We start from the raw sequence: 22,188 nt of genomic DNA, 5'->3' as shown, positions 1-22,188 counted from the left end.
GTCGGCGAGTTCAACCGATTGGAGGATGGCCATGCAAAAGCCCCTTAATGTCTTGTTTTTGTGCACACACAACGCGGCGCGCAGCATCATGGCTGAGGCGGTTTTGAACCACTTGGGCGGACACCGCTTTCGGGCCTACTCGGCCGGTACGCAAGCGCGCGCCGACCAGAAGCCACACCCGCTGACGCTGGAAGTGCTGCACGCCGCAGGCATCGAGACCCGTGGTTTGCGCAGCAAAAACCAGCAGGAGTTCAGCCACGCCGACGCACCGCAGATGGACTTGGTCGTCACCGTTTGCGACCAGGCCGCGGGCGAGCCTTGTCCGGTCTGGCCCGGACATCCGGCCATTGCACACTGGAGCTACCCCGACCCATCCAAGGTCGAAGGCGACCCCGAGCAGCAATTCGAAGCCTTTCGCCAAACCCTGCATGCCTTGCATCTGCGCATGGAACTGTTGGTGCAATTGCCGCTGGCCGGGGTCGATCGGCTGCGGCTGGAGGCCGAAGCGCGCCGGTTGGCGGCCTGAGGCGGCCCGCACTTGCTAGCGTTTCACGATTTTGTCATTCAAGCTTCATCAGGCTTACATCCTCCACACTTAAGGTTGCGGGGTTGCGGTGCTTAGGCAGCCTGTGGGTCGTTCACCCTTGGGCTGCGTGGGTTGCCGCACCAATTTGCCACAACGCAACAATCCCCAAGTTTGGAGTGAATGGATGATGAATTTGAGCCTACGTGCGGTTTCTGCCGCCTGCGCCCTCACACTGGCAGCCGGTCTGGCCAGCGCCAGCACCGCCAGCGCGACCCGCGCCCCCGCCGCCGCCGACCCCGGTCGCGCCGCCATGACGCAGGCCGTGCCCACCGGCAACGTGATCTTCTTTCACCCCGACGGCACCGGCCTAAACCACTGGGCCGCGCACCGCATGTATTTCCATGGGCTCGATGGCATTTCGAACATGGACCGTTTGCCCAATAAGGCGGTCTATCGCGGCCACTTGGCCAACCTGATCAACGGCACCTCGCACGCCGGGGCCACCACGCACGCCTTTGGCTACAAGGTCGATGCCTTTGGCTCTTTTGGCATGGACGGCGACGGCAACCTGACGCCGCCCGCCAACCGGCCCATCAACAGCCTGTCGGGCTTTCGGGGCTCTTTGATGCGCGAAGCCGCCAACGCCGGCATTCCGGTGGGCGTGGTCAACGACGGCCACATCGGCGAGCCCGGCACCGGTGCCTTTTTGGCCGAAGTGGGCAACCGCGACAACTGGCAGGAAATCACGCGCCAGATGATTTTGGGCCGCACCGGCATGAACGACACCGCTCCGTGGGTGATCATGGGCGGCGGCGAGGCCGACGCGCTGCCCCAAGGCACCACCACCCTGCACCGCAACGTCAACGAAGAGCGCCGCGCCCCAGTCAACAGCCGCCAGAGCCTGCGCACCGACGACCTGAACCTGGTTGCCGCCTGGAACGCCATGGGCAGCGGCAACCTGAGCAACGACCCGACGCAGCGCGACGACTTCATCGTCGTGCGCACCCGGGCCGAATTCGAGCGCCTCAAGCAAGCGCTGCAAGCCAACCCACGCTACGCCCCGCGCGTGCTGGGCCTGTTCGCTTTCCAAGACACCTTCAACGATCGCAACGAGCAAGACCTGATCAACCGCGGCTTCGTGCGCGCGGGCATGGCCGCTGGCAGCACCGGGCCGGGGCCACAAAAACCCAGCCGCTTGGTGCTGTGGGGCGATCACGATGCCGCCGAACCGGGCTTCAACCCGCCCACCTTTGCCGAGATGACCGAGGTCGCGCTCACCATCCTGAACCGCGCCGCAGCGCAGCAGCGCAACCCGGCGCAGCGCCGCTTCTTCTTGGTGGCAGAGCAAGAGTCGATCGACAACTTTGGCAACAACACCAACGCCATCGGCATGTTGCACGCCATGGAGGACACCGACCGCGCCATCGGCAAAGCGCTGGATTTCCAGCGCCGCAATGAGCGCACCCTGATCGTCACCGCCGCCGACAGCGACGCCGGTGGCATGACGGTGGTCTCGGGCCAAGTGGCCGGCATTGCCCCGCCGACCAACATCCTGCCCGCCGGGCGCGCCCCCGACAACGTGGCCACCGTGGCCACCAACCCCTCGGCCGCCGCCCCGGCCGGTGGCACCGCGCCCGATTCGGCCACGGTCAACAACTTCCTCGACGGAGTGGAAGGCCGCCAGTCGCCGATGTTCGTCACCGAGCCCGATCAGTTTGGGAACCGGATGCAGTTTGGCATCGCTTGGCCCGGCACGGCGGACTACCACGGCGGCGTCCTGTCGCGCGCGGCGGGCCTGAACGCCGGCCTGCTTAACAGCCGCTTCAGCGCCCGCTTCGACAACGTCGATGTGTACCGCTTGAAGCACGCCACCCTGTTTGGCCGCATGCTCAACCACCCCAGCACCTTGGCCCCGACCCGGCGCTGAGTTCAATTTCGGGAAAGTGCGCGGGGCCAGCAAGCCCCACGCCTTCAAGCCGCCAGACCTGCACAGGGACTGGCGGTTTTTTTTGTCAACCGGGTTTAAGCCGTGCCACCCACCGTCAAACCGTCGATGCGCAGCGTGGGCTGGCCCACCCCCACCGGCAGGCTTTGGCCTTCTTTGCCGCAGGTGCCCACGCCGCTGTCGAGCGCCAGGTCGTTGCCGATCAGGCTCACTTTTTTGAGCGCTTGCGGGCCGCTGCCCACCAGCGTGGCGCCCTTGACCGGGTATTGCAGCTTGCCGTCTTCCACCCACCAGGCTTGGCTGGCGCTGAACACAAACTTGCCGCTGGTGATGTCCACCTGGCCGCCACCGAAGTTGCTGGCGTAGAGGCCGCGCTTGATGCTGGCGATGATCTCCTGCGGGTCTTTGTCGCCCGCCAGCATGTAGGTGTTGGTCATGCGCGGCAGCGGCAGGTGGGCGTAGCTCTCGCGCCGTCCGTTGCCGGTGGGCTTGACGCCGAGCAGGCGCGCGTTCAGGCTGTCTTGCAGGTAGCCGCGCAAAATGCCGTCTTCGATCAGCACATTGCGTTGGCTGGCGCAGCCTTCGTCATCCACATTGAGCGAGCCGCGCCGGTCCGCCAGGGTGCCGTCGTCGAGCACCGTCACGCCCTTGGCCGCTACGCGCTGGCCGATGCAGCCGCTGAAGGCGCTGGAGCCCTTGCGGTTGAAGTCGCCCTCCAGCCCGTGCCCGACCGCTTCGTGCAGCAGCACACCGGGCCAGCCGGGGCCGAGCACCACCGTCATCTCGCCCGCCGGGGCCGGGCGGCTTTCTAGGTTGGTGAGCGCGGCCTGCACCGCTTCGTTCACATAGAGCCCGATTTGCGCCTCGTCGAAGCGCGCCAGCCCAAAGCGGCCGCCACCGCCGGAGGAGCCGGACTCGCGTCGCCCGCCCTGCTCGGCGATCACGGTGAGCGACAGGCGCACCAGCGGGCGCACGTCGGCGGCCAAGGTGCCGTCGGCGCGTGCCACCAGCACCACGTCGTACTCGCTGGCTAGGCTGGCCATGACCTGCACGATGCGCGGGTCCTGCGCCTTGGCCAACTGCTCCACGCGCTCAAGCAGCGCGACCTTGGCGGCGCTGTCGAGGCTGGCGATCGGGTCAAACTCCTGGTAGAGCGAGCGCGCCTTGGCGACCTTGCGCGCCCCCAGCTTGACCTGGCGCTGCTGCCCTTGGGCGGCAATGGCGCGCACGTTTTGCGCCGCGTCTTGCAAGGCGGTCCAGGACAGGTCGTCGGAATAGGCAAAGGCGGTTTTGTCGCCGCTGACGGCGCGCACGCCCACGCCTTGGTCGATGCTGAAGCTGCCGCTCTTGACGATGCCTTCTTCCAGGCTCCAGCCTTCGGCGCGGGTGTATTGAAAGTACAGATCGGCGTCGTCTACGCCGGGCGCCATGATGTGGCTCAGGGTGCGGCGCAGATGGGTTTCGTCGAGCCCATAGGGTTCGAGCAACAGGCTGTGGGCAGTGGCCAGCCGGGCCAGGGTGGGTTCGCGTGCGGTCATGGGCCCCATTGTAGGAAGTTGCGCCGGATCGTGCTGCGCAGGCGGCCAGTGGGCTGCGGCGGCGGCAGCGTTCAGGACTGATTGAGCCGCTTGGCGCGCGCTATGGCCAACAAAATGCCCAGACTGGCCCCGAGCGTGACCATGGCGGTGCCGCCAAAGCTCAAAAAGGGCAGCGGCAGCCCGACCACCGGCAAGATGCCGCTGACCATGCCGATGTTGACGAAGGCGTAGACGAAATGCACCAGCGTGAGGGCGCCCGCCAGCAGGCGGGTGAACAGGGTCGGGGCTTCGACGGCGATTTTGAGCCCGCGCCAGACCAGGTAAAAGTAGCCCCCCAGCAGCAGCAGCACGCCCAGAAAGCCAAACTCCTCGGCGTAGGCGGCGAATATGAAATCGGTGGTGCGCTCGAGCACGAAGTCGAGCTGGGTCTGCGTGCCTTGCAGCAAACCCTGGCCCCACAGCCCGCCCGAGCCGATGGCGATCATGCTCTGGATGATGTGAAAACCGCTGCCCAGCGGGTCGGCGGTGGGGTTGAGCAAGGTGCAGACGCGCACCTTTTGGTAGTCGTGCAACAACACCCAGTCCACCCCGGGCCGGCACCAGTGTGGCTCCATCCACACCAGCGCCACGATGCCGGCCAGCCCCAGCAGCGCCGGCGGCACGATCAGCTTCCAGCTTAAGCCCGCAAAATAAATCACGAACAGACCCGATGAGGCGATGAGCAGGCTGGTGCCCAGATCGGGCTGGTTCAGGATGAGCGCGGTGGGCACGGCGACGATCACGGCCGCCACCACAAAGTCGCGCCCACTCAACTGCCCCTCGCGCTTGTGAAACCACCACGCCAGCATGAGCGGCATGGCCAGCTTCATGAGTTCGCTGGGTTGCATCACGATCAGGCCCAGGTCGAGCCAGCGCTGCGAGCCGTTGCGCTCGATGCCCACCAGTTCCACCGCCAGCAGCAGCGCCACGCCCAGCAGGTACAGCGGCGCCGCCAAGGCCAGCCAGCGCTGCGGCGGGATTTGCGCCACCACGAACAGCACCCCGGCGGCGATCAGCAGGTTGCGCACATGCAGATCAAAGCGCCCCGGCATTTCGAAGGCGGCCGAATACATGGTCAGCAGCCCGAGCGCGCTCAAAAACGCAATGGCCAGCAGCAAAGGGCCATCGAAGCCTTGCACCAAGGGCAAGGCGCGGCGCCAGAGCGGGGGGGTTTGAATCACGACGGCCATGGCCGCGCATTATCCTCTGCGAGCGGCGCACAGCGCTCGGGCTGCTGGCTGCGCGCTGCTACATTGCAAGCCATGAGCAAAACCCTTTACACCTGCCAGCAATGCGGCGGCACGGCACCGCGCTGGCTCGGCAAATGCCCGCACTGCGGGGCTTGGAACAGCCTGATCGAGACCGTGCTCGAAGCCACACCGGCGAGCAAAAACCGGCTCAGCCTAGCGGCCGCACCCGCTGGGCTGCTGGGGCTGGCCGCGGCCAGCGAATCGACCCCGATTGCCGAGATTCACGCCAGCGAAGTGGAGCGCACCCCCACCGGCCACGAGGAGCTGGACCGCGTGCTCGGCGGCGGTGTGGTGGCGGGCGCGGTGGTGCTGATCGGCGGCGACCCCGGCATTGGCAAATCGACGCTGCTGCTGCAGGCGCTGGACGCCTTGCAGCGCCAGGGCCAGCCCACGCTGTACGTGAGCGGCGAAGAAAGCGCGGCCCAGGTGGCGCTGCGCGCGCGCCGCCTCGGGCTGGCGGGCAGCCAGGTGCCGGTGTTGGTGGAAATCCAGTTGGAGCAGATTTTGGCCACGCTCGAGCGCACGCGCCCGGCGGTGGCGGTGATCGACTCGATCCAGACCCTGTACTCCAACCAGCTCAGCTCGGCGCCGGGTTCGGTGTCGCAGGTGCGCGAATGCGCCGCGCACCTGACGCGCGCCGCCAAGGCCAGCGGCAGCGCCATCGTGCTGGTCGGCCACGTGACCAAGGAAGGCGCGCTGGCCGGGCCGCGCGTGCTGGAACACATGGTGGACACCGTGCTGTACTTTGAGGGCGACACGCACAGCCCCTACCGCCTGATCCGGGCCGTGAAGAACCGCTTTGGCGCGGTGAACGAGATCGGCGTGTTTGCCATGACCGAGCGCGGCCTCAAAGGCGTGAGCAACCCGAGCGCAATCTTTTTGAGCCAGCACAGCCAGCCGGTGCCCGGCAGTTGCGTGCTGGTGACGCTGGAGGGCACGCGCCCGCTGCTGGTCGAAATTCAGGCGCTGGTCGATAGCGGCGGCCCCAGCCCGCGGCGCCTGAGCGTGGGACTGGAGCGCGAGCGCCTGGCCATGCTGCTGGCGGTGCTGCACCGTCACGCCGGGGTCTCGTGCATGGACCAAGACGTATTCGTCAACGCCGTGGGCGGGGTTCGCATCAGCGAGCCGGCGGCCGATCTGGCGGTGCTGCTGGCGATTGCGTCGTCGCTGCGCAACCGCGCCCTGCCTCAAGGCTTTCTGGCTTTTGGCGAAGTGGGGCTGGCGGGCGAAGTGCGCCCGGCTCCACGCGGCCAAGAGCGGCTGCGCGAAGCCGCCAAGCTGGGCTTTAAGGCCGCGCTGCTGCCGCAGGCGAACATGCCCAAAAAGTCGGATGCGGCGCTGCACAAGGCGCTCGCCGGCATGGCGCTGCACCCGGTCGAGCGCATCGAAGACGCGCTCGAGCTGGCGCGTGGTTTTTGAATGGTGCGTGCTTGCTGCTGTGCAGCATAATGCGTCCATGAACACCCCTATGAGCCGCACCAAACCCCTGCCCATCGACCTCGCCCTGCAAGGCGGTGGCTCGCACGGGGCCTTCACGTGGGGCGTGCTGGACCGGCTGCTGCAAGAGGAGTCCCTCGAAATCGCTGGCATCAGCGGCACCAGCGCCGGGGCCATGAACGCGGTGGCGCTGGCCGCCGGCCTCATGGATGGCGGCCGCGAGGGCGCGCGCAAAACCTTGCGCGAATTCTGGACCCAGGTCGGGGCGCAATCGCCCTTTGCCATGCTGCAGCCGGCTTTGGGTGGGTTCAGTGCCTTGGCGGCGCACCTGCCGGGTGTGCAGGCGTGGCAGCAGGCCAGCCAAGAATCGATGCGCTGGTGGAGCAAGGCCGTCGGGCAGCCGTTTTCGCCCTATCAGTTCAACCCGCTCAATCTGAATCCGCTGCGCACCATCTTGGAGCGCACGGTCGATTTCGAGCGCGTGCGCGCTTGCAACAAAACGCAGTTGTTCATCGCGGCCACGAACGTGCGCACCGGTGACTTGCGCGTGTTTCGCCAGCACGAGCTCAGCGCCGAGGTGGCGCTGGCCTCGGCCTGTCTGCCCACGCTGTTTCAGGCGGTCGAGATCGACGGCGAGCCCTACTGGGACGGCGGCTACGCCGGCAACCCCTCGCTCATGCCGCTCATCCGCGAAAGCCCGGCCGACGACTTGCTGCTGGTGCAGATCAACCCGATGCTGCGCCCCGAGGCGCCGCAGCAGGTGGCCGACATCATGGATCGAATCAGCGAAATCACTTTCAACGCCAGCGTGCTCAAAGAGCTGCGCACACTGCAGCTGCTGAAAAACCTGCTCGAACAAGACGGGCCGGCGGCCCAACACCCCGGGCGCGACCCCTTGTTTGCCCGCATCCAAGCCTTGCGCACACACCGCATCGACGGCGGCGCCGCGCTGCAGGCGCTGGGTGCCGCTTCCAAGCTGCGCACCGACCCGCTTTTTTTGCAAGATTTATACACCCGCGGCCACGCCAGCGCCGAGGCTTGGCTGCAAGCGCACCGAGCCGACTTGGGCCAGCGTGCCACGCTCGATTTGCGCCGCGCCTGCCAGATGGGGAGCGAGAGCTTGTAAGAGCCTGCCTCGGGCCTTGCTTGTGGCTGCGCCCCTCTGGCGCAGCAGGTCTTTAGTGCCCGCCGGTGGCGCGGTACAGGGCGAGCCGGTTGTGCAGCAGGGCAAAGCGCAGTTGCACCCATTGCTGTTCGGCGGCAAAGGCGCTGCGCTGGGCGTCGAGCAGTTCCAGTTGGCTGGTGCTGCCCAATGCCAGCAGCCGGGCGCTGAGCTGGGCGCGCTGGCTTTCGGCCTGCCACAGCGCCTGTTGTGCGGTGTATTCGGCTTGCAAAAAGGCTTGGCTGGCGAGCGCGTCACGCACCTCCCTAAAGGCGGTCTGGATGGCTTGTTCGTACTGCAAGCGGGCGATGTCGCGCTCGGCCTCTGCCGCCACCAGACCCGCCCGGTTGGCCCCTTGGTCGAACAGCGGCAGCAGGGCTTGCGGGGCCAGTGTCCAGCCCCAACTGCCCCCGGCAAACAGGCCGGCCAGTTCGGTGCTGGCGCTGCCCAGTTGAGCCGTGAGCGAGATGCGCGGAAAGAAGGCCGCCCGCGCAACGCCGATCTGCGCTTGCGCAGCGGCCAGCCGGTTTTCGGCTGCTTGCACGTCGGGGCGCAGCAGCAGCACCTCTGAGGGCAGGCCAACGGCCACGGGTTGCAACAGCGACAGCGCGTCGGTGCCGCTGGGCAGCGGCGCGGGCGTGCTGGCGGCCGGGTCGTGCAGCGGCCCCGCGAGTTGCTGCAACTGGTGCAGGGCCAACTGCAACTGGCGCTGCTGGCGCGCCTGCGCCACCCGGGCCGCTTGCAGCAGCGCCTCGCTGTGCTGGCGTTGCAGCGCCGAGGCGGTGCCGTGTTGCAGCCGCAGTTGCACCAGCCGCAAACTGGCTTCGTGGTTGGCCACGCTGCGCTGCGACACCTCGAGCAGGGCGTGCGCGCTTTGCACCTCCAGCCATGCCGCCACCACCCCGGCCACCAGGCTCACGCGCACAAAACGCTCGGCCTCGGCCGATGCCAGATACTGGGCCCGCGCCGCCTCGGAAAGGCTCTGCAGCCGCCCGAAGAAATCCAGTTCCCAGTTCGCCACCTGCAAGCCGGCTTGGTAGCGGTTGGCTTGCGCCGCACCGTCTGCGTTGCCTTGGAGCTGCGATTGGGCCGCTGCCTGCAGCGCGGGCGCTTGGGCGGCTTGGCGCTGTTGCCACTGCGCTTGCAGTTGCGCCATTTGGCGCTGGGCCAGGCGGGCATCGAGGTTGTGCCGCAGCGCCTGTTCGATCAGCGCTTGCAAAGGTTCATGCTGGACAAAATCCTGCCACGGCAGCGGCGCGGCGGCAGGCACCCCACTGGTGGTGCGTGGTCCCTCGCTGGGCGCAGTGGCCCATTGGCTGGGCAGGGCTAGGTCGGCGCGCTGGTAGGGCTCGAACTGGGAGCAGCCACCCAGCAGCAGGGCCAGCGCAGTCGCGCCCCACAGGCGCGGGCGCAGCGTGGCAGACAGGCGATTAGTCATGGCGCACTCCAATCTGTTGGGCATCGTCTTGATGCACAAAATGCTGGCGCAGATTGCCCTTGAAGACGGTGCGCACCACCAAGAAGAAAACCGGCACGAAGGCGATCGCCAGCACGGTGCCAGTGATCATGCCGCCGATCACGCCGGTGCCTATCGCCTGCTGGCTTTGCGCCCCGGCTCCGGTGGCGATCGCCAGCGGCACCACCCCGGCGGTAAAGGCCAGCGACGTCATGATGATGGGGCGCAGCCGCAGCCGCGCCGCCTCCAGCGCCGCGTCGCGCACGCTGCGGCCCTGGGCCTGCAAATCCTTGGCAAATTCCACGATCAAAATGGCGTTCTTGGCCGATAAGCCAATGATGGTGATGAGCCCGATTTGGAAATACACATCGGCGTCGAGCCCGCGCAGCAGCACCGCCAGCAACACCCCGAGCACGCCCAGCGGCACCACCAGAATCACCGCCAGCGGGATCGACCAGCTCTCGTACAAGGCCGCTAGGACCAGGAACACGGCCAAAATCGCCAGCGCATAGACGAGATAGGCTTGGGCACCGGCGCGCTGTTCTTCGAGCGACTGCCCAGTCCACTCAAAGCCAAAACCGGGCGGCAACTGCCCCACCAGGCGCTCCATTTCGGCCATCGCCTCGCCACTGCTAAAGCCTGGTGCCGCCTCGCCGTTGATGCGCATGGCAGGAAAGCCGTTGTAGCGCACCGACTGCATCGGCCCGACCACCCACTGCGTGCGCGCAAAGGCCGACATGGGCACTGCCTGGCCCCGCTGGTTTGGCACCGTCAGGCGCAACAGGTCGTCGGGCTGCATGCGCGCCGGTGCATCGGCCTGCACCAGCACCCGCTGCAGCCGCCCGGCATTGGGAAAGTCGTTCACGTAGGCCGAGCCCAAGGCCACCGCCAGCGTTTGCGCGATCTGCTCGAAGCCCACGCCCAGCGCTGCCGCCCGTTCGCGGTCGATGTCGAGCTGCAACTGCGGCGCCGGCTCCAGCCCGTCGGGGCGCACCTGCGCCAGCAGCGGGCTTTGCGCGGCCAGCCCCAGCAGCTGGTTGCGCGCCGCGAAAAGCGCGTCGTGCCCTTGGCCGGCCCGGTCTTGCAGCCTGAAATTGAAGCCCGAGGCGCTGCCCAGCTCCGGGATCGGCGGCGGGCTCAAGGGGAAGATGATGGCATCGCGCACCCCCGACAAGGCCACGAAAGCGCGGCCGGCCAGCGCCTGCGCACTGTTTTCGGGCGCGCTGCGCTCGCTCCAATCGGTCAGGGTCACGAAGGCCAGCGCGGCGTTTTGCCCCTGTCCAGAAAAACTAAAACCCAGCACCCCGACCATGCTGTGCACCTCGGGCTGCTGCAGCATGAACTGCTCGACTTGCTCCATCACAGCCAGTGTGCGCTCTTGGGTGGCGCCCGGCGGCAGCTGCACGTTGATGAGCAGGGTGCCTTGGTCTTCATTGGGCAAAAACGAGGTGGGCAGGCGCTGATAGACCACCAAGGCGGCCGCAATCACCGCCAGATATACCACCAAGGTGCGCCCGGGCCGCCCCAGCAAAATGCCCACCAGCCCCTGATAGCGTTGCGTGGTGCGGTCAAAACCGCGGTTGAACCAGCCAAAAAACCCCTTTTGCTGGGCATGGCCAGCCGGAGCGTGTTTGAGCAAAGTGGCGCACAACGCCGGCGTGAGCGTGAGGGCAAAGAAGCCGGAAAAAGCGATCGACAGGCCCATGACGGCGGCGAACTGGCGAAAGATGTTGCCAACTGCGCCATCAAAAAACGCCAGCGGAACGAACACCGACACCAGCACCACCGTGATGCCCACGATCGCCCCGGAGATCTGGCGCATCGCCTTGTAGGTGGCCTCGCGCGCCGCCAAACCTTCCTCGCGCATGATGCGCTCGACGTTTTCCACCACCACGATCGCGTCATCGACCACGATGCCGATCACCAGCACCATGCCAAAGAGCGTCAGCACGTTGATTGAAAAACCCAGCGCCAGCAAGCTGGCCAGCGTGCCGAGTAGGGCGATGGGCACCACGATGGTGGGAATCAAGGTGTAGCGCCAGTTCTGCAGAAACAGAAACATCACCAAAAACACCAGCAGCACCGCCTCGGCCAGCGTCAGGGCCACTTGCTGGATCGAGATCTCGACGAAGCGCGAGCTGTCGTAGGGGATGGCCCACTGCACCCCGGCTGGGAATTGGGGTTCGAGCTGCTGCAGCTGCTCGCGCACCGCCTGCGCTGCGGCCAGCGCGTTGCCGCCAGCGGCGAGCTGGATGCCGATGCCCACCGCCGGTTGGCCATTGAGGCGCGCACTGGTGGCGTAGAGCTGTCCGCCGAGCTCGACCCGGGCCACATCGCCCAGCCGCACGGTGGAGCCGTCTGGGTTGGCGCGCAGCAGCAGGCGCTCAAAATCGGCCACGTTGCGCAACTGCCCATCGACGACCACGGTGGCCACGATGCCTTGGCCGGCCACATTGGGCAAGGCCCCGATCTCGCCCGCCGGCACCTGGATGTTTTGGTTGCGGATGGCGTTGAGCACCTCGGCGCTGCTCAGGCCCAGGCCTTGCAGACGGGCTGGGTCGAGCCAGATGCGCATCGCCTGCTCGGTGCCAAACAATTGCGCCTGCCCCACGCCGGGCACGCGCTGCAACACCGGCACCACGCTGCGTGCGGCGTAGTCGCCCAGCGCCACCGGATCGGTGCCGCCGTCGGTGGACGAGAGCATGACGAACAACAAAAAGTTGTTGTTGGCCTGCTCCACACGCACCCCCTGCTGCGCCACGGCGGCGGGCAGCCTCGGGGTGGCGCGGTTGAGTCGGTTTTGCACATCCACTTGCGCCAGTTGCGCGTTGGTGCCTTGCTCAAAGCTCAGTGTCAGGGTGCCGCTGCCGTCGGCCTGCGCCACCGACTCCATGTACATCAACCCGGGCGCGCCGTTCATCTCGCGCTCGATGATCGACAGCACGCTGTCGTCGAGCGTCTGCGCCGAAGCGCCGGGGTAGGCGACAGCGATCTGGATCGCGGGCGGAGCCACGGCGGGGTACTGCGTCACCGGCAGTTGGGTCAGGGAGAGCGCACCGGCGATCATCACGAACAGCGCGATGACCCAGGCAAAAATGGGGCGGTCAATAAAAAATCGGCTCATGGCTTGTTACCCGATCAGCGGTTGGGGGCCGCATCGGCGCGGGCTTGCCAAGGAACCGGGCGCACCGTGGCGCCCACGCCGATGCGCTGGAAACCGTCCACCACCACCTGCTCGCCGGCGTTCAGGCCCGCCAGCACCAGCACCTGCCCGCCTTGGGGTGGCCCCAGTGTGACCGGGCGCTCGCTCACCAGTCCGGCGGCATCGACCAGCAGCACGTGGTCGCCGCGCGGGCCGCGCTGGATGGCTTGGGTTGGCAGGCGCACGGCAGCGCTGGCCTGTGCCTGCGCCAGCCGCACCCGCACGTACAGGCCCGGCAGCAGCAGGCCATCCGGGTTGGGGATGGATGCGCGCAGCGTCACCTGACCGGTGCCCGGGTCCACATTGAGGTCGGTAAAAAGCAAACGCCCCGGGTGTGGGTACAGGCTGCTGTCGGGCAGCAGCAGCGCCACCGCCACCGCCGCGCCGCCTGCGGCGCGCTGCAACTGCCCGGCGCGCAGCGCCTGCTGCATCTGCAGCACCTCGTTGGCGCTGCGGGTGAAGTTGAGGTAGAGCGTGTCGGTCTGCTGGATCAGCGCCATCGGGGTGGCGTCGGCTTGGCCGACCAGCGCCCCCTCGCTCACCAAGGCGCGGCCCACGCGGCCGGCGATGGGCGCGGTCACGTCGGAGTGGCTGCGCTGGATGCGCGCCGTTTGCACCGCGGCCTGGGCCAGCTCCAATTCGGCCTGTGCCAACTGGAGCGCGACTTCGGCTTGGACCAGCTCTTGTTGGCTGATGGCCTGCTCCGCCGCCAGCGGCCGGTAGCGCGCCAGCACCGAACGCGCCTGGCTGAGCTGGGCCTCGGCGCGGCTTTGCTGCGCCCGGGCGCTGGCCAAGGCGGCGTCGGCGCTGGCCGACTCGATGCGAAACAGCACCTGACCGGCACGCACCTGGCTGCCTTCGGTAAACAGGCGCTGTTGCACGATGCCGCTGCTGCGGGCCCGCACCTGGGCCACCCGCGCCGCTTCTAGGCGCCCGGGCAGCTCCAGTTCCAGCGCGGTTGCAGTGGGTTGCACTTGCAGCACCCCGACCTCGGGCGCAGGCGCTGCCGCCCCGGCGGCCCCGGCCTGAGGCGCAGCGCCGGAGCCGCTGCAGGCCGCCAAAACCAGCGCCAGCAGGCCAGTGCTCAATAGGCCCCAGCGGGGGGTAGGGCGGCCCTGTGGGGCCGAGTCGAGTGGGGCGGTGGCAGGCATGGCGTGCAGGGTTTGGTCGTGGTGGGCAAAGCGGCAGGCGGCGGCTTGGGCATCTGGGCTTGAGGGCACAGACAAAGCGCAGCCGAAAAATCAGAAACGCGATGATACATGCATCCGTGGATGTATGTTAAACTTTTTCGCTGTGGGGGATTCAAAAGTTTAGAAAAGCTCTGCAAAATTCCCGTCACCCACCATGCCCCGCCAAACCAAAGCCGAAGCCGAACTCACCCGCCAGCGCCTGCTCGATGCGGCCGAGTTGCTGTTTCTTGAGCGCGGCGTCTCGCGCACCTCGCTGCACGACATCGCCGCCGCAGCCGGGGCCACCCGGGGCGCGATTTACTGGCATTTCCAAGACAAGGCCGACCTCTTCAACGCCATGATGGAGCGCGCCACGCTGCCGCTGGAGCAGGCTTTTGCTGCGTTGGACGAACAAGGCATGGAGCCGCGCGTGCGGCTGCGCAGCCTGTTTGCGGCCTTGGTGGGGGCGTTGGGCGCCGTGGTGCACGATGCGCGCACGCAGCGCGTGTTTGCCATCGCCAGCCACAAGATCGAATTCGTCTCGGAGCTCGATGCGGTGTTCGAGCGCCGCCGCGTGTGCCTGCAACAGGCCGCTGCGCAGACGCAGCAGGTGCTGCAGGCGGTTTGCGCCGCCACCGGGCGCAGCTTGCCGATGCCAGCCGGTCAGGTGGCTGAAGCCCTGTTCGTGCTGTTCGACGGGCTCATTTCCAACTGGCTGATCGACCGCAGCCGATTCGATCTGTTGCAGCTGGGGCCGCAGACCTTGCGCGTATTTTTCCGTGGTCTCGGGCTCGACGACCTGATCGAAGCCCAATGAAGCGCCTTGCGCCAGAAATCCCCGCGAGAGCTCAGCCCTTGACCAGCTTGAACACCGCCGTGCTGGCGCGCCAATTCGGGGCCCAGCGCAGCTCGCGCCCCTCGTGCAGGCCAAAGCTGTCGCTCACCTGCAGCCCGAGGCGCTGCGCCAGCACCTCAAAGTCGGTGTAGGTGCCGACGCGGATGTTGGGCGTGTCGTACCACTGGTAGGGCAGGCGCTTGGTCACCGGCATGCGGCCTTGCAGCACGCGCAGGCGGTTCGGCCAGTGGGCAAAGTTGGGGAAGGCCACGATGGCTTGGCGCCCGACGCGGGCGGTCTCGCGCAGCATCACCTCGGTGTTGCGCAGGTGTTGCAGGGTGTCGATCTGCAGCACCAGGTCGAAGCTGTTGTCTTCGAACATCGCCAGCCCGTCTTCGAGGTTGAGTTGCAACACGTTGATGCCGCGGCGCAGGCAGGCTTGCAGCTTGGTGTCGTCGATCTCGACCCCGTAACCGCTGCAAGCCCGGTGCTGGCGCAGGTGCGCCAACAGGCTGCCGTCGCCACAGCCCAGATCGAGCACGCGCGCCCCGACCGGCACCAAGCGGGCGATGGATTCCAAGGTCAGGCGGTCGCTCATGGTGCCCCCCGCTCGGTTTCTGGCGCGCTGCCTAGGCCCACAGCGGGCGCGATCTGCTGCTCGAAATAGCTGCGCACGGCGGCGTGGTAGCGCGCGTCGTCGAGCAAAAAGGCGTCGTGGCCGTGCGGGGCGTCGATTTCGGCATAGCTCACGTCGCGCTTGTTGTCCAGCAGCGCCTTGACGATCTCGCGCGAGCGCGCCGGGGCAAAGCGCCAGTCGGTGCTGAAGCTGATGAGCAAAAAACGCGCCTCGGTGCGCGCCAGTGCCGCGCTCAAGTGCCCGTCGTAGTCGCGCGCCGGGTCGAAATAGTCCAGCGCCCGGGTGATGAGCAGGTAGGTGTTGGCGTCGAAGTAGTCGCTGAACTTGTTGCCTTGGTGGCGCAGGTAGCTCTCGATCTGGAACTCGACCTCTTGCGTGCTGTAGCGGTAGGCCAGGCGCTCGAGCGCATCGAGCGCGCCGTCTTGCGTTGCCGCCGCAGCGGCGTCGGAGAGCTCGGACAGGGCCTGCAGGCGGCGGCCGAACTTCTCGTTCATCACGTCGTCGCTCAGGTAGGTGATGTGGCCGATCATGCGCGCGATGCGCAAGCCCCGGCGCGGCTTGGTGCCGTGGCGCAGGTAGTGGCCGCCGTGAAAGTCGGGGTCGGTGACGATGGCGCGCCGCGCCACCTCGTTGAAGGCGATGTTTTCGGCCGTCAGGTTGGGCGCGCTGGCGATGACCACGGCGTGGCGCACGCGCTGCGGGTATTGCAGCGTCCAGGAGAGCGCCTGCATGCCGCCCAGGCTGCCGCCCACCACCGCCGCCAGTTGCTCGATGCCCAGTGCGTCGAGCAGGCGTGCTTGGGCGTTGACCCAATCCTCCACGGTGACGACCGGGAAGTCGGCGCCCCAGGGCTGGCCGGTGGCGGGGTTGGGGTGCGTGGGGCCGGTGCTGCCAAAGCAGGAGCCGAGGTTGTTGACGCCGACCACAAACCAGCGCTCGGTGTCGATCGGCTTGCCGGGGCCGATCAGGTTGTCCCACCAGCCTTCGCTTTTGGGGATGGGCTGCCCGGCGGCGTCGGCGTGGCGGCCGGCCACGTGGTGGCTGGCGTTGAGGGCGTGGCAGACCAGCACCGCGTTGGAGCGCGCGGCGTTGAGCTGGCCGTAGGTTTCATAGACCAGTTCGAAGGCGGGCAGTTGCGCGCCGCTGCTCAAGGGCAGGGGGGCATCAAAATGCAGCGTTTGTGGGGTGGCGATCACGGGGCTATCACGGGGCTGTGTGGCGCAGGCCGCAGGTTGATGGGCAGGGGAGCGGCATCGCCAAAGTATAGGGGATGGGCGGGCGCTGTTGCGAGCCAGCAACGAAAGCGAGCAATAGTGGGTGCGCAACGCCCTTTGTACCAGGGCTTTCCCGATTTTCGGGCTGTCGAGGCCAGAAAACACTTGCCATTCCAGCCCGGCAGCGCATAATAGCTAGGCGCGGCTCACTCACGGGTGTTGCCACGCATTTCAGGTGATCGGTCAGTTTCGCGTGCCACTGCAGCCAGCCAAGTGCTTTCTTCGTGCCAACGGGGTGTCCATCGCTATTGTTTTTTCGTGTTTTCAGGAGTCCCGGTTCAATGGGCAACAAACTGTACGTCGGCAATCTTCCCTACACGGTGCGCGACGAAGATCTGCAGAAGGCTTTTGGCGAATTCGGCCAAGTGAGCAGCGCTAAAGTCATGATGGAGCGCGACACCGGTCGTTCCAAAGGCTTTGGTTTCGTAGAAATGGGCAGCGACTCGGACGCCCAATCGGCGATCGAGGGCATGAATGGCCAGTCGCTCGGTGGCCGCAGCTTGGTGGTCAACGAAGCGCGTCCGATGGAGTCGCGCCCGCCCCGTAGCGGTGGCGGCGGCTTTGGTGGCGGCGGTGGTGGTGGCGGCTACGGTGGTGGCGGCGGCGGCGGTGGCCGTCGTGAAGGCGGCGGCGAAGGCCAGTTCCGCAGCCCCTACGGTGGTGGCGGCGGCGGTGGTGGTGGCCGTCGTGAAGGCGGCGGCGGCGGTGGCCGCGGCTACTGATCGCACCCCTGACGGCTTGAGCCCATAACCCGCTCAAGCAAAGCCAGCACTCAACCCCGCATGCCATTGGCCTGCGGGGTTGAGTTTTTTATGGGTCCAAAAGAGTTGTGGGCGGGGTGTTTGGCGAGACTAGCGGTTTAGCTCGCCGAGGCAGGCGCCAGCGTGGCGCGCACCTGACCCTGCAACTCGAGCCGCCCGGTCTGCTGGTCGTAGCGCATGCGCTGGGCGCGCAGGTGGTGGGGGCCGCGCAAAATTTCTACCGGCTGGTCCGATTCAATCCGGTGGGCTTGGGTGTAGAGGGTCAGCGCCTGGCTGCGAAATTCCTCTGCCGGCGCGGCAGCCTGAGTGGTTGTGGCCGCACGGGCTGGCCGTTGCAGCACCACGTTGCCACTGAGCCGGTGCACGGTCCGATCGGTGCTGCTCTCGAGGCGGTCGGCTTGCAAGAAATTGAGCTGGCCCTGGACGTCGCGCTGCTGCATGCGCACCTGCTCGACCACCAGTTGCGCCTGGCCCGGGTAATGGTGCAGTTGACGCCCTTCGATTTTGAGCAGCAACTGCCCGTCAGCGTCAAAGTCACGCAGCAAAAAATCCTGCATGGTGGCGCCGGGGCCTTGCACTGGGGCGCGTGCTGCAGCCGGTTCGGCTGGCGCGGGGCTGCGACCAATGATCCAGTAACTCCCAAGCGCCAACAAACCCATCAATATCACCGGCAGGTACAGCGAGGCCTGATCCCAGGCGCGCTTGAGCGCGCGCGCCGAATGCCGCCGCAGCGCCGCAGCCGGCGCGGTTGCGGGCAGTGGCCCCAAGTTGGCGCGGGCAGTCAAGCACCGGCCTCCTGCAACAGGCGGGCGTACTGGCCGCTGGCCACCAGCAGCAGGTCGCACAGTTCGCGCGCCGCGCCTTGTCCACCCGGTCGGGTGGTGACGTGGTGCGCCAGCCGCAACACCTCGGGGTGGGCGTTGGGCGGCGCGACGGCCAAGGCGCAGCGGCGCAGCAAGGGCAAGTCGGGCCAGTCGTCGCCCATGGCGGCGGCTTCGTGCCAGCCCAGGCCCAGTTCAGCCAAGAGGGCTTCGGCGGCAGGCCGCTTGTTTTCGTGGCCGAGCCGCAAATGCGTCACACCCAGCGCCTGCAAGCGCGTGCGCAAGGGCGCCGAGTCGCGCCCGCTCACCACCGCCACCACGATGCCGGCGCGTTGCAGCAGTTTGATGCCGTGGCCGTCGAGGCTGTGAAAGCGCTTGAGGGTCTCGCCCGCTTCGCTAAAGTACAGGCCGGCGTCGGTGAGCACGCCGTCGATGTCGAAAAACACCACCCGTATGCCTTGGGCGCGCAGCAACAGGGCCGGGTCGAAACCGAGCGTTGGGAGCAGGGCGGGCAGGGCGGGCAGGGCGGGCGCGCCCGGGGGCGTTGACGGCTGCGGCAGCGAGGTGTGGGGTGGGTTGGGCATGAGGAGCGGGGATCAAATGACCTTGGCGCGCATCAGGTCGTGGCTGTTGAGGGCGCCGCACAGGCGCCCCGCTTCATCGACCACCAGCACGCTGGTGATGCGGTGCGTCTCCATGCGCTCGGCCGCTTCGACCGCCAGCGCCTGCGGGCGCACGGTGTGCGGGGTCGGGTGCATCACCAGCGCGGCGGTGAGGCTTTGCAGGTCGGCGCCGCGCTCGATCAGGCGGCGCAAGTCGCCGTCAGTGAAGATGCCGACCGGCACCCCGTCGGCGTCGACCACGGCGGTGGCACCCAGCCCTTTGGCGCTGATTTCGCGCATGAGCTCGGGCAGGCTGGCTTGCAGGCCCACGCGCGGGGCTTGCTCGGCCGGGCGCATCACATCGGCCACCAGGGTGAGCAGCTTGCGCCCCAGCGCGCCACCGGGGTGCGAGCGGGCAAAGTCTTCGGCCTTGAAGCCGCGCGCGTCCAGCAGCGCCACCGCCAGCGCGTCGCCCATGGCCAGTTGCGCCGTGGTGCTGGCGGTGGGAGCCAGGTTGTGCGGGCAGGCTTCTTTGGCCACGCTGGTGTCGAGCAGCACGTCGGCGTGGCGGCCCAAGTTGGAGTCTGGGCGGCCGGTCATGGCCAGCAGCGGCACGCCCATGCGCTTGATCAGCGGCAAAATGGCGCTCAGCTCCTCGCTCTCGCCGCTGTTGCTGATGGCCAGCAGCACGTCGGCGCTGGTGATCATGCCCAAGTCGCCGTGGCTGGCCTCGCCCGGGTGCATGAACAGCGCCGGGGTGCCGGTGGAGGCCAGGGTGGCGGCGATCTTGCGCCCCACGTGCCCGCTTTTGCCCATGCCGCTCACCACCACGCGGCCGCGGCAGGCCAGCATGCGCAGCACCGCCTCGGCAAAGCGGCCATTGAGCCGGGCCGCCATGTCGTGCAGCGCCTGCGCCTCGATGAGCAGCGTCTCGCGCGCCAGTTGCAGCAGGCGCTGGGCGGTGGCCGGGGCGTTGGCGGGTGCGGGATCGGGTTGGGCAGCGGGGGTGGCGAGGGGGGGTGTCGAAGCCATGACCGCATTATCAACCCAACCCCGTCGGCAGCAGGGCGCAGAAGGCGGCCTAGCGGGCACTGTAGCAGTCATAATGCTTCAATGGATACATCCGCTTACCTCAAGGCCCACATCCGCACCGTGCCCGACTGGCCCGCCCCGGGGGTGCAATTTCGCGACATCACGCCGCTGCTGCAAGACCCGAAGGTGTTTCGGGTCTTGATCGATGCCTTTGTGCACCGCTATATGGTGCGCGGTCTGCGCCCCGACGTGGTGGCGGGGCTGGACGCACGCGGCTTCATCATCGGTGCCGTGCTGGCTTATGAACTGGGGCTAGGGTTCGTGCCGATTCGCAAAAAGGGCAAACTGCCCTACACCACGGTGCAGGAAAGCTACGAGCTGGAATACGGCAGCGCCACCGTGGAGCTGCACGCCGACGCGGTGCAGGCGGGCGAACGGGTGCTGCTGATCGACGACCTGATCGCCACCGGCGGCACCATGCTGGCGGGCAAGCGCTTGCTGGAAAAGCTCGGTGCCCACGTGCTCGAGGGCGCGGCGATCGTGGCGCTGCCCAGTCTGGGGGGGATGCAGCGCTTGCGCGACAACGGCTTGGCCTTGCACACCTTGGTCGAATTCGACAACGGCTGAATGTGTTTTAAAAAATCCCGGCTACGACATGCCATCGTCTTGAATTTTTGCTATATTGCCATCATTTTATGGAGTTTGCATGAATACCTTTGAGCAATCACCCTCCCAAGCCAAGTCCGGTTCTACAGGTGCCGCTGGCGGCAGCGCCGAATTTCTTAGTTTTCGGCTCGGTGCCGAGGAGTACGGGATCGACATCTTGCGTGTGCAGGAAATCCGTTCCTTCGAGGAACCCACGCGCATCGCCAACTCACCGCCGCACCTCAAGGGCGTGGTCAATCTGCGCGGCGTGATCGTGCCGGTGGTGGACTTGCGCATCAAGCTCGGCTGCGAAAAGGTGGAATACAACGGCTTTACGGTGGTGATCGTGCTCAACGTCAAGGGCCGGGTGGTGGGGGCGGTGGTCGATTCGGTCTCGGACGTGCTGGAGCTGGCGCGCGACCAGATCCGTCCGGCGCCCGACATGGCCAATGCGGCGGTGGATACCTCCTTCATCACCGGCATTGCCAGCGTCAACGAGCGCATGCTGATTTTGATGGACATCGAGGCCCTCATGGCCAGCGCCGACATGGGCCTGATCGATGCCCCGAGCGGCGCATGAGCGCTACCGCCCTGATGCGCCGTTTCTCCATACGCTTGCGCATGGTGGGTGCCATTGGAGTGGTATTTGCTTTGTTGCTGCTGCTGGGGGCGGTGGGCTGGTGGGGTATGCAAAGTCTGGGTGCGGTCCAAGCCGAGCTGCTGCAGTTGGCGCAGCAAGGCGCACAGGAGCCGGCTGCACGCGCAGCCTTGGAGGCGCTGGCGCAGCGCTCTGCCAACACCAGTGGCTGGGCTTTGGGCCTGTTTTTGGCGGTGCTGGGCTTGGCGCTGCTGATCGTTTTGCCTTCGACACTGCTCAATATGGTGAGCATCACGCGGCCGCTGGAGCAGGCGCAAGGGCTGGCGGTGGCGATCGCGCGCGGCGACCTTGGCACCCAGCCCGACCTGAGCGGGAACGACGAACTGGCCCAACTGATGCGCAATCTGGCCGATATGCAGGCCTCGCTGGCGCGCACCGTGGGTGAGGTGCGCCTAGCCGCCGAGAGCATCCGCCAAGCCAGCGGCGAAATCGCCAGCGGCAACCAAGACCTGAGCGACCGCACCGAACAAACGGCGGGCAACTTGCAGCAAACCGCCTCCAGCATGGACCAGATCACGGCTGCGGTGCAGCAGTCCAGCCAGGCCGCGCACGCTGCGCTGGGCATGGCGCAAGACAACGCCAAGGTGGCCGAACGCGGCGGCACCGTGGTGGGCCAGGTGGTGCGCACCATGGACGAGATCAACCAGAGCAGCCAGAAGATTCACGACATCATCGGCGTGATCGACGGCATTGCCTTTCAAACCAACATTCTGGCCCTCAACGCGGCGGTGGAAGCGGCGCGCGCCGGTGAGGCCGGGCGCGGCTTTGCCGTGGTGGCCACCGAGGTGCGCTCGCTGGCCGGGCGCAGCGCCGCGGCGGCGCGCGAGATCAAGCAGCTCATCGGCGCCAGCGTCGAGAAGGTCGGGGCGGGCTCGCAACTGGTGCACCAAGCGGGTGCCAATATCCGAGAGATCGTGGCCAACGCGCAAAAAGTATCGGCTTTCATATCCGAGATCAGCAGCGCCAGCGGCGAGCAGGCCAGCGGCCTGTCGGCCGTCAATGGCGCGGTTTCTGAGCTCGATCAGATGACGCAGCAAAACGCGGCGCTGGTGGAGCAAAGCGCGGCGGCGGCGCAGGCCTTGCGCGAGCAGGCGCAGCGGCTGAGCGAGCTGGTGGCGGTGTTTCGGCTGCCCGATGCGGCACACCCCATGCACCCGCCGCTGCAGCCGACGGCCACCCGAGGGCATGGCAGGGGCGCG

At 67.1% G+C, this 22,188-nt stretch carries 19 protein-coding genes; 9 read left to right on the top strand and 10 right to left on the bottom strand.

All coding sequences use genetic code 11. The features are described from left to right. Positions 1-25 precede the first annotated feature (25 nt). Entirely contained in the window at positions 26-526 is a 501-nt protein-coding gene (locus SRAH_RS06985; RefSeq protein ID WP_029462635.1) for an arsenate reductase ArsC, read from the top strand. 184 nt (positions 527-710) lie between these two features. Further along, positions 711-2,453: an alkaline phosphatase gene (locus SRAH_RS06980; protein ID WP_206741111.1), complete on the top strand. Its 1,743-nt coding sequence runs from the start codon at positions 711-713 to the stop codon at positions 2,451-2,453. 95 nt (positions 2,454-2,548) lie between these two features. Here SRAH_RS06980 and tldD read toward each other — a convergent pair whose 3' ends face one another. Next, positions 2,549-4,009 carry a metalloprotease TldD gene (tldD, locus tag SRAH_RS06975; protein ID WP_029462633.1) on the bottom strand — a complete coding sequence of 487 codons (1,461 nt, stop codon included), beginning with the start codon at positions 4,007-4,009 and terminating at the stop codon, positions 2,549-2,551. A gap of 71 nt (positions 4,010-4,080) precedes the next feature. Then, positions 4,081-5,238, bottom strand: coding sequence for a rod shape-determining protein RodA (rodA, locus tag SRAH_RS06970; protein WP_029462632.1), 1,158 nt, complete (start codon positions 5,236-5,238; stop codon positions 4,081-4,083). 72 nt (positions 5,239-5,310) lie between these two features. On the opposite strand from rodA, the gene radA reads away from it, so the two are divergent. After that, entirely contained in the window at positions 5,311-6,717 is a 1,407-nt protein-coding gene (gene radA / locus SRAH_RS06965) for a DNA repair protein RadA (RefSeq protein ID WP_029462631.1), read from the top strand. Positions 6,718-6,754: 37 nt separating this feature from the next. Then, positions 6,755-7,861 (top strand): patatin-like phospholipase family protein, encoded by a 1,107-nt coding sequence (locus SRAH_RS06960; protein ID WP_029462630.1) that lies wholly within the window; start codon positions 6,755-6,757, stop codon positions 7,859-7,861. A 52-nt stretch (positions 7,862-7,913) separates the two neighbouring features. Here the strand turns inward: SRAH_RS06960 and SRAH_RS06955 are convergent, their stop codons facing one another. The 3 genes from SRAH_RS06955 to SRAH_RS06945 are packed head-to-tail and all read right to left on the bottom strand — an operon-like array spanning position 7,914 to position 13,775. Then, positions 7,914-9,335: an efflux transporter outer membrane subunit gene (locus SRAH_RS06955; RefSeq protein WP_029462629.1), complete on the bottom strand. Its 1,422-nt coding sequence runs from the start codon at positions 9,333-9,335 to the stop codon at positions 7,914-7,916. Then, positions 9,328-12,477, bottom strand: a complete 3,150-nt coding sequence (locus tag SRAH_RS06950) for an efflux RND transporter permease subunit (RefSeq protein ID WP_029462628.1) — start codon at positions 12,475-12,477, stop codon at positions 9,328-9,330. The genes SRAH_RS06955 and SRAH_RS06950 overlap by 8 nt, the downstream gene beginning before the upstream one ends. A gap of 14 nt (positions 12,478-12,491) precedes the next feature. Continuing rightward, on the bottom strand, positions 12,492-13,775 hold the full coding sequence (locus tag SRAH_RS06945) for an efflux RND transporter periplasmic adaptor subunit (protein WP_232841008.1): 1,284 nt from the start codon (positions 13,773-13,775) through the stop codon (positions 12,492-12,494). 124 nt (positions 13,776-13,899) lie between these two features. On the opposite strand from SRAH_RS06945, the gene SRAH_RS13135 reads away from it, so the two are divergent. Next, a complete protein-coding gene (locus SRAH_RS13135) occupies positions 13,900-14,541 on the top strand; it encodes a TetR family transcriptional regulator (protein ID WP_029462626.1) in 642 nt (213 codons plus the stop codon). Positions 14,542-14,572: 31 nt separating this feature from the next. Here SRAH_RS13135 and metW read toward each other — a convergent pair whose 3' ends face one another. Together metW and metX are read right to left on the bottom strand one after the other, a co-directional pair. Further along, a complete protein-coding gene (metW, locus tag SRAH_RS06935; protein ID WP_029462625.1) occupies positions 14,573-15,157 on the bottom strand; it encodes a methionine biosynthesis protein MetW in 585 nt (194 codons plus the stop codon). After that, positions 15,154-16,392 (bottom strand): homoserine O-succinyltransferase MetX, encoded by a 1,239-nt coding sequence (metX, locus tag SRAH_RS06930; protein ID WP_029462624.1) that lies wholly within the window; start codon positions 16,390-16,392, stop codon positions 15,154-15,156. Before metX ends, metW begins: the two co-directional genes overlap by 4 nt. 359 nt (positions 16,393-16,751) lie before the next feature. Here metX and rbp point away from each other — a divergent pair, with 359 nt between their 5' ends. Continuing rightward, positions 16,752-17,192 carry an RNA-binding regulator gene (rbp, locus tag SRAH_RS06925; protein ID WP_029462623.1) on the top strand — a complete coding sequence of 147 codons (441 nt, stop codon included), beginning with the start codon at positions 16,752-16,754 and terminating at the stop codon, positions 17,190-17,192. A 137-nt stretch (positions 17,193-17,329) separates the two neighbouring features. Here the strand turns inward: rbp and lptC are convergent, their stop codons facing one another. From lptC to SRAH_RS06910, 3 genes are read right to left on the bottom strand one after another with little or no spacing between them, the layout of a single operon-like run. Beyond that, a complete protein-coding gene (gene lptC / locus SRAH_RS06920) occupies positions 17,330-18,016 on the bottom strand; it encodes an LPS export ABC transporter periplasmic protein LptC (RefSeq protein WP_029462622.1) in 687 nt (228 codons plus the stop codon). Further along, a complete protein-coding gene (locus SRAH_RS06915; protein WP_082210107.1) occupies positions 18,013-18,636 on the bottom strand; it encodes a KdsC family phosphatase in 624 nt (207 codons plus the stop codon). The genes lptC and SRAH_RS06915 overlap by 4 nt, the downstream gene beginning before the upstream one ends. Before the next feature lie 12 nt (positions 18,637-18,648). Then, a complete protein-coding gene (locus SRAH_RS06910; RefSeq protein WP_045476570.1) occupies positions 18,649-19,686 on the bottom strand; it encodes a KpsF/GutQ family sugar-phosphate isomerase in 1,038 nt (345 codons plus the stop codon). Between the two features lie 81 nt (positions 19,687-19,767). Here SRAH_RS06910 and SRAH_RS06905 point away from each other — a divergent pair, with 81 nt between their 5' ends. The 3 genes from SRAH_RS06905 to SRAH_RS06895 form a co-directional block, all read left to right on the top strand. After that, positions 19,768-20,313, top strand: a complete 546-nt coding sequence (locus SRAH_RS06905) for an adenine phosphoribosyltransferase (RefSeq protein WP_029462619.1) — start codon at positions 19,768-19,770, stop codon at positions 20,311-20,313. 79 nt (positions 20,314-20,392) lie between these two features. Further along, positions 20,393-20,911 (top strand): chemotaxis protein CheW, encoded by a 519-nt coding sequence (locus SRAH_RS06900; RefSeq protein ID WP_029462618.1) that lies wholly within the window; start codon positions 20,393-20,395, stop codon positions 20,909-20,911. Then, on the top strand, positions 20,908-22,188 hold a 1,281-nt coding region (locus SRAH_RS06895), incomplete at its 3' end, for a methyl-accepting chemotaxis protein (RefSeq protein WP_149028946.1). The genes SRAH_RS06900 and SRAH_RS06895, both read left to right, overlap by 4 nt.

This window comes from Serpentinimonas barnesii, assembly GCF_000696225.1.
Classification (GTDB): Bacteria; Pseudomonadota; Gammaproteobacteria; order Burkholderiales; family Burkholderiaceae_C; genus Serpentinimonas; species Serpentinimonas barnesii.
The sequence above is the reverse complement of the archived record's forward strand: the minus strand, read 5'-3'. Positions and strand labels throughout refer to the sequence as shown.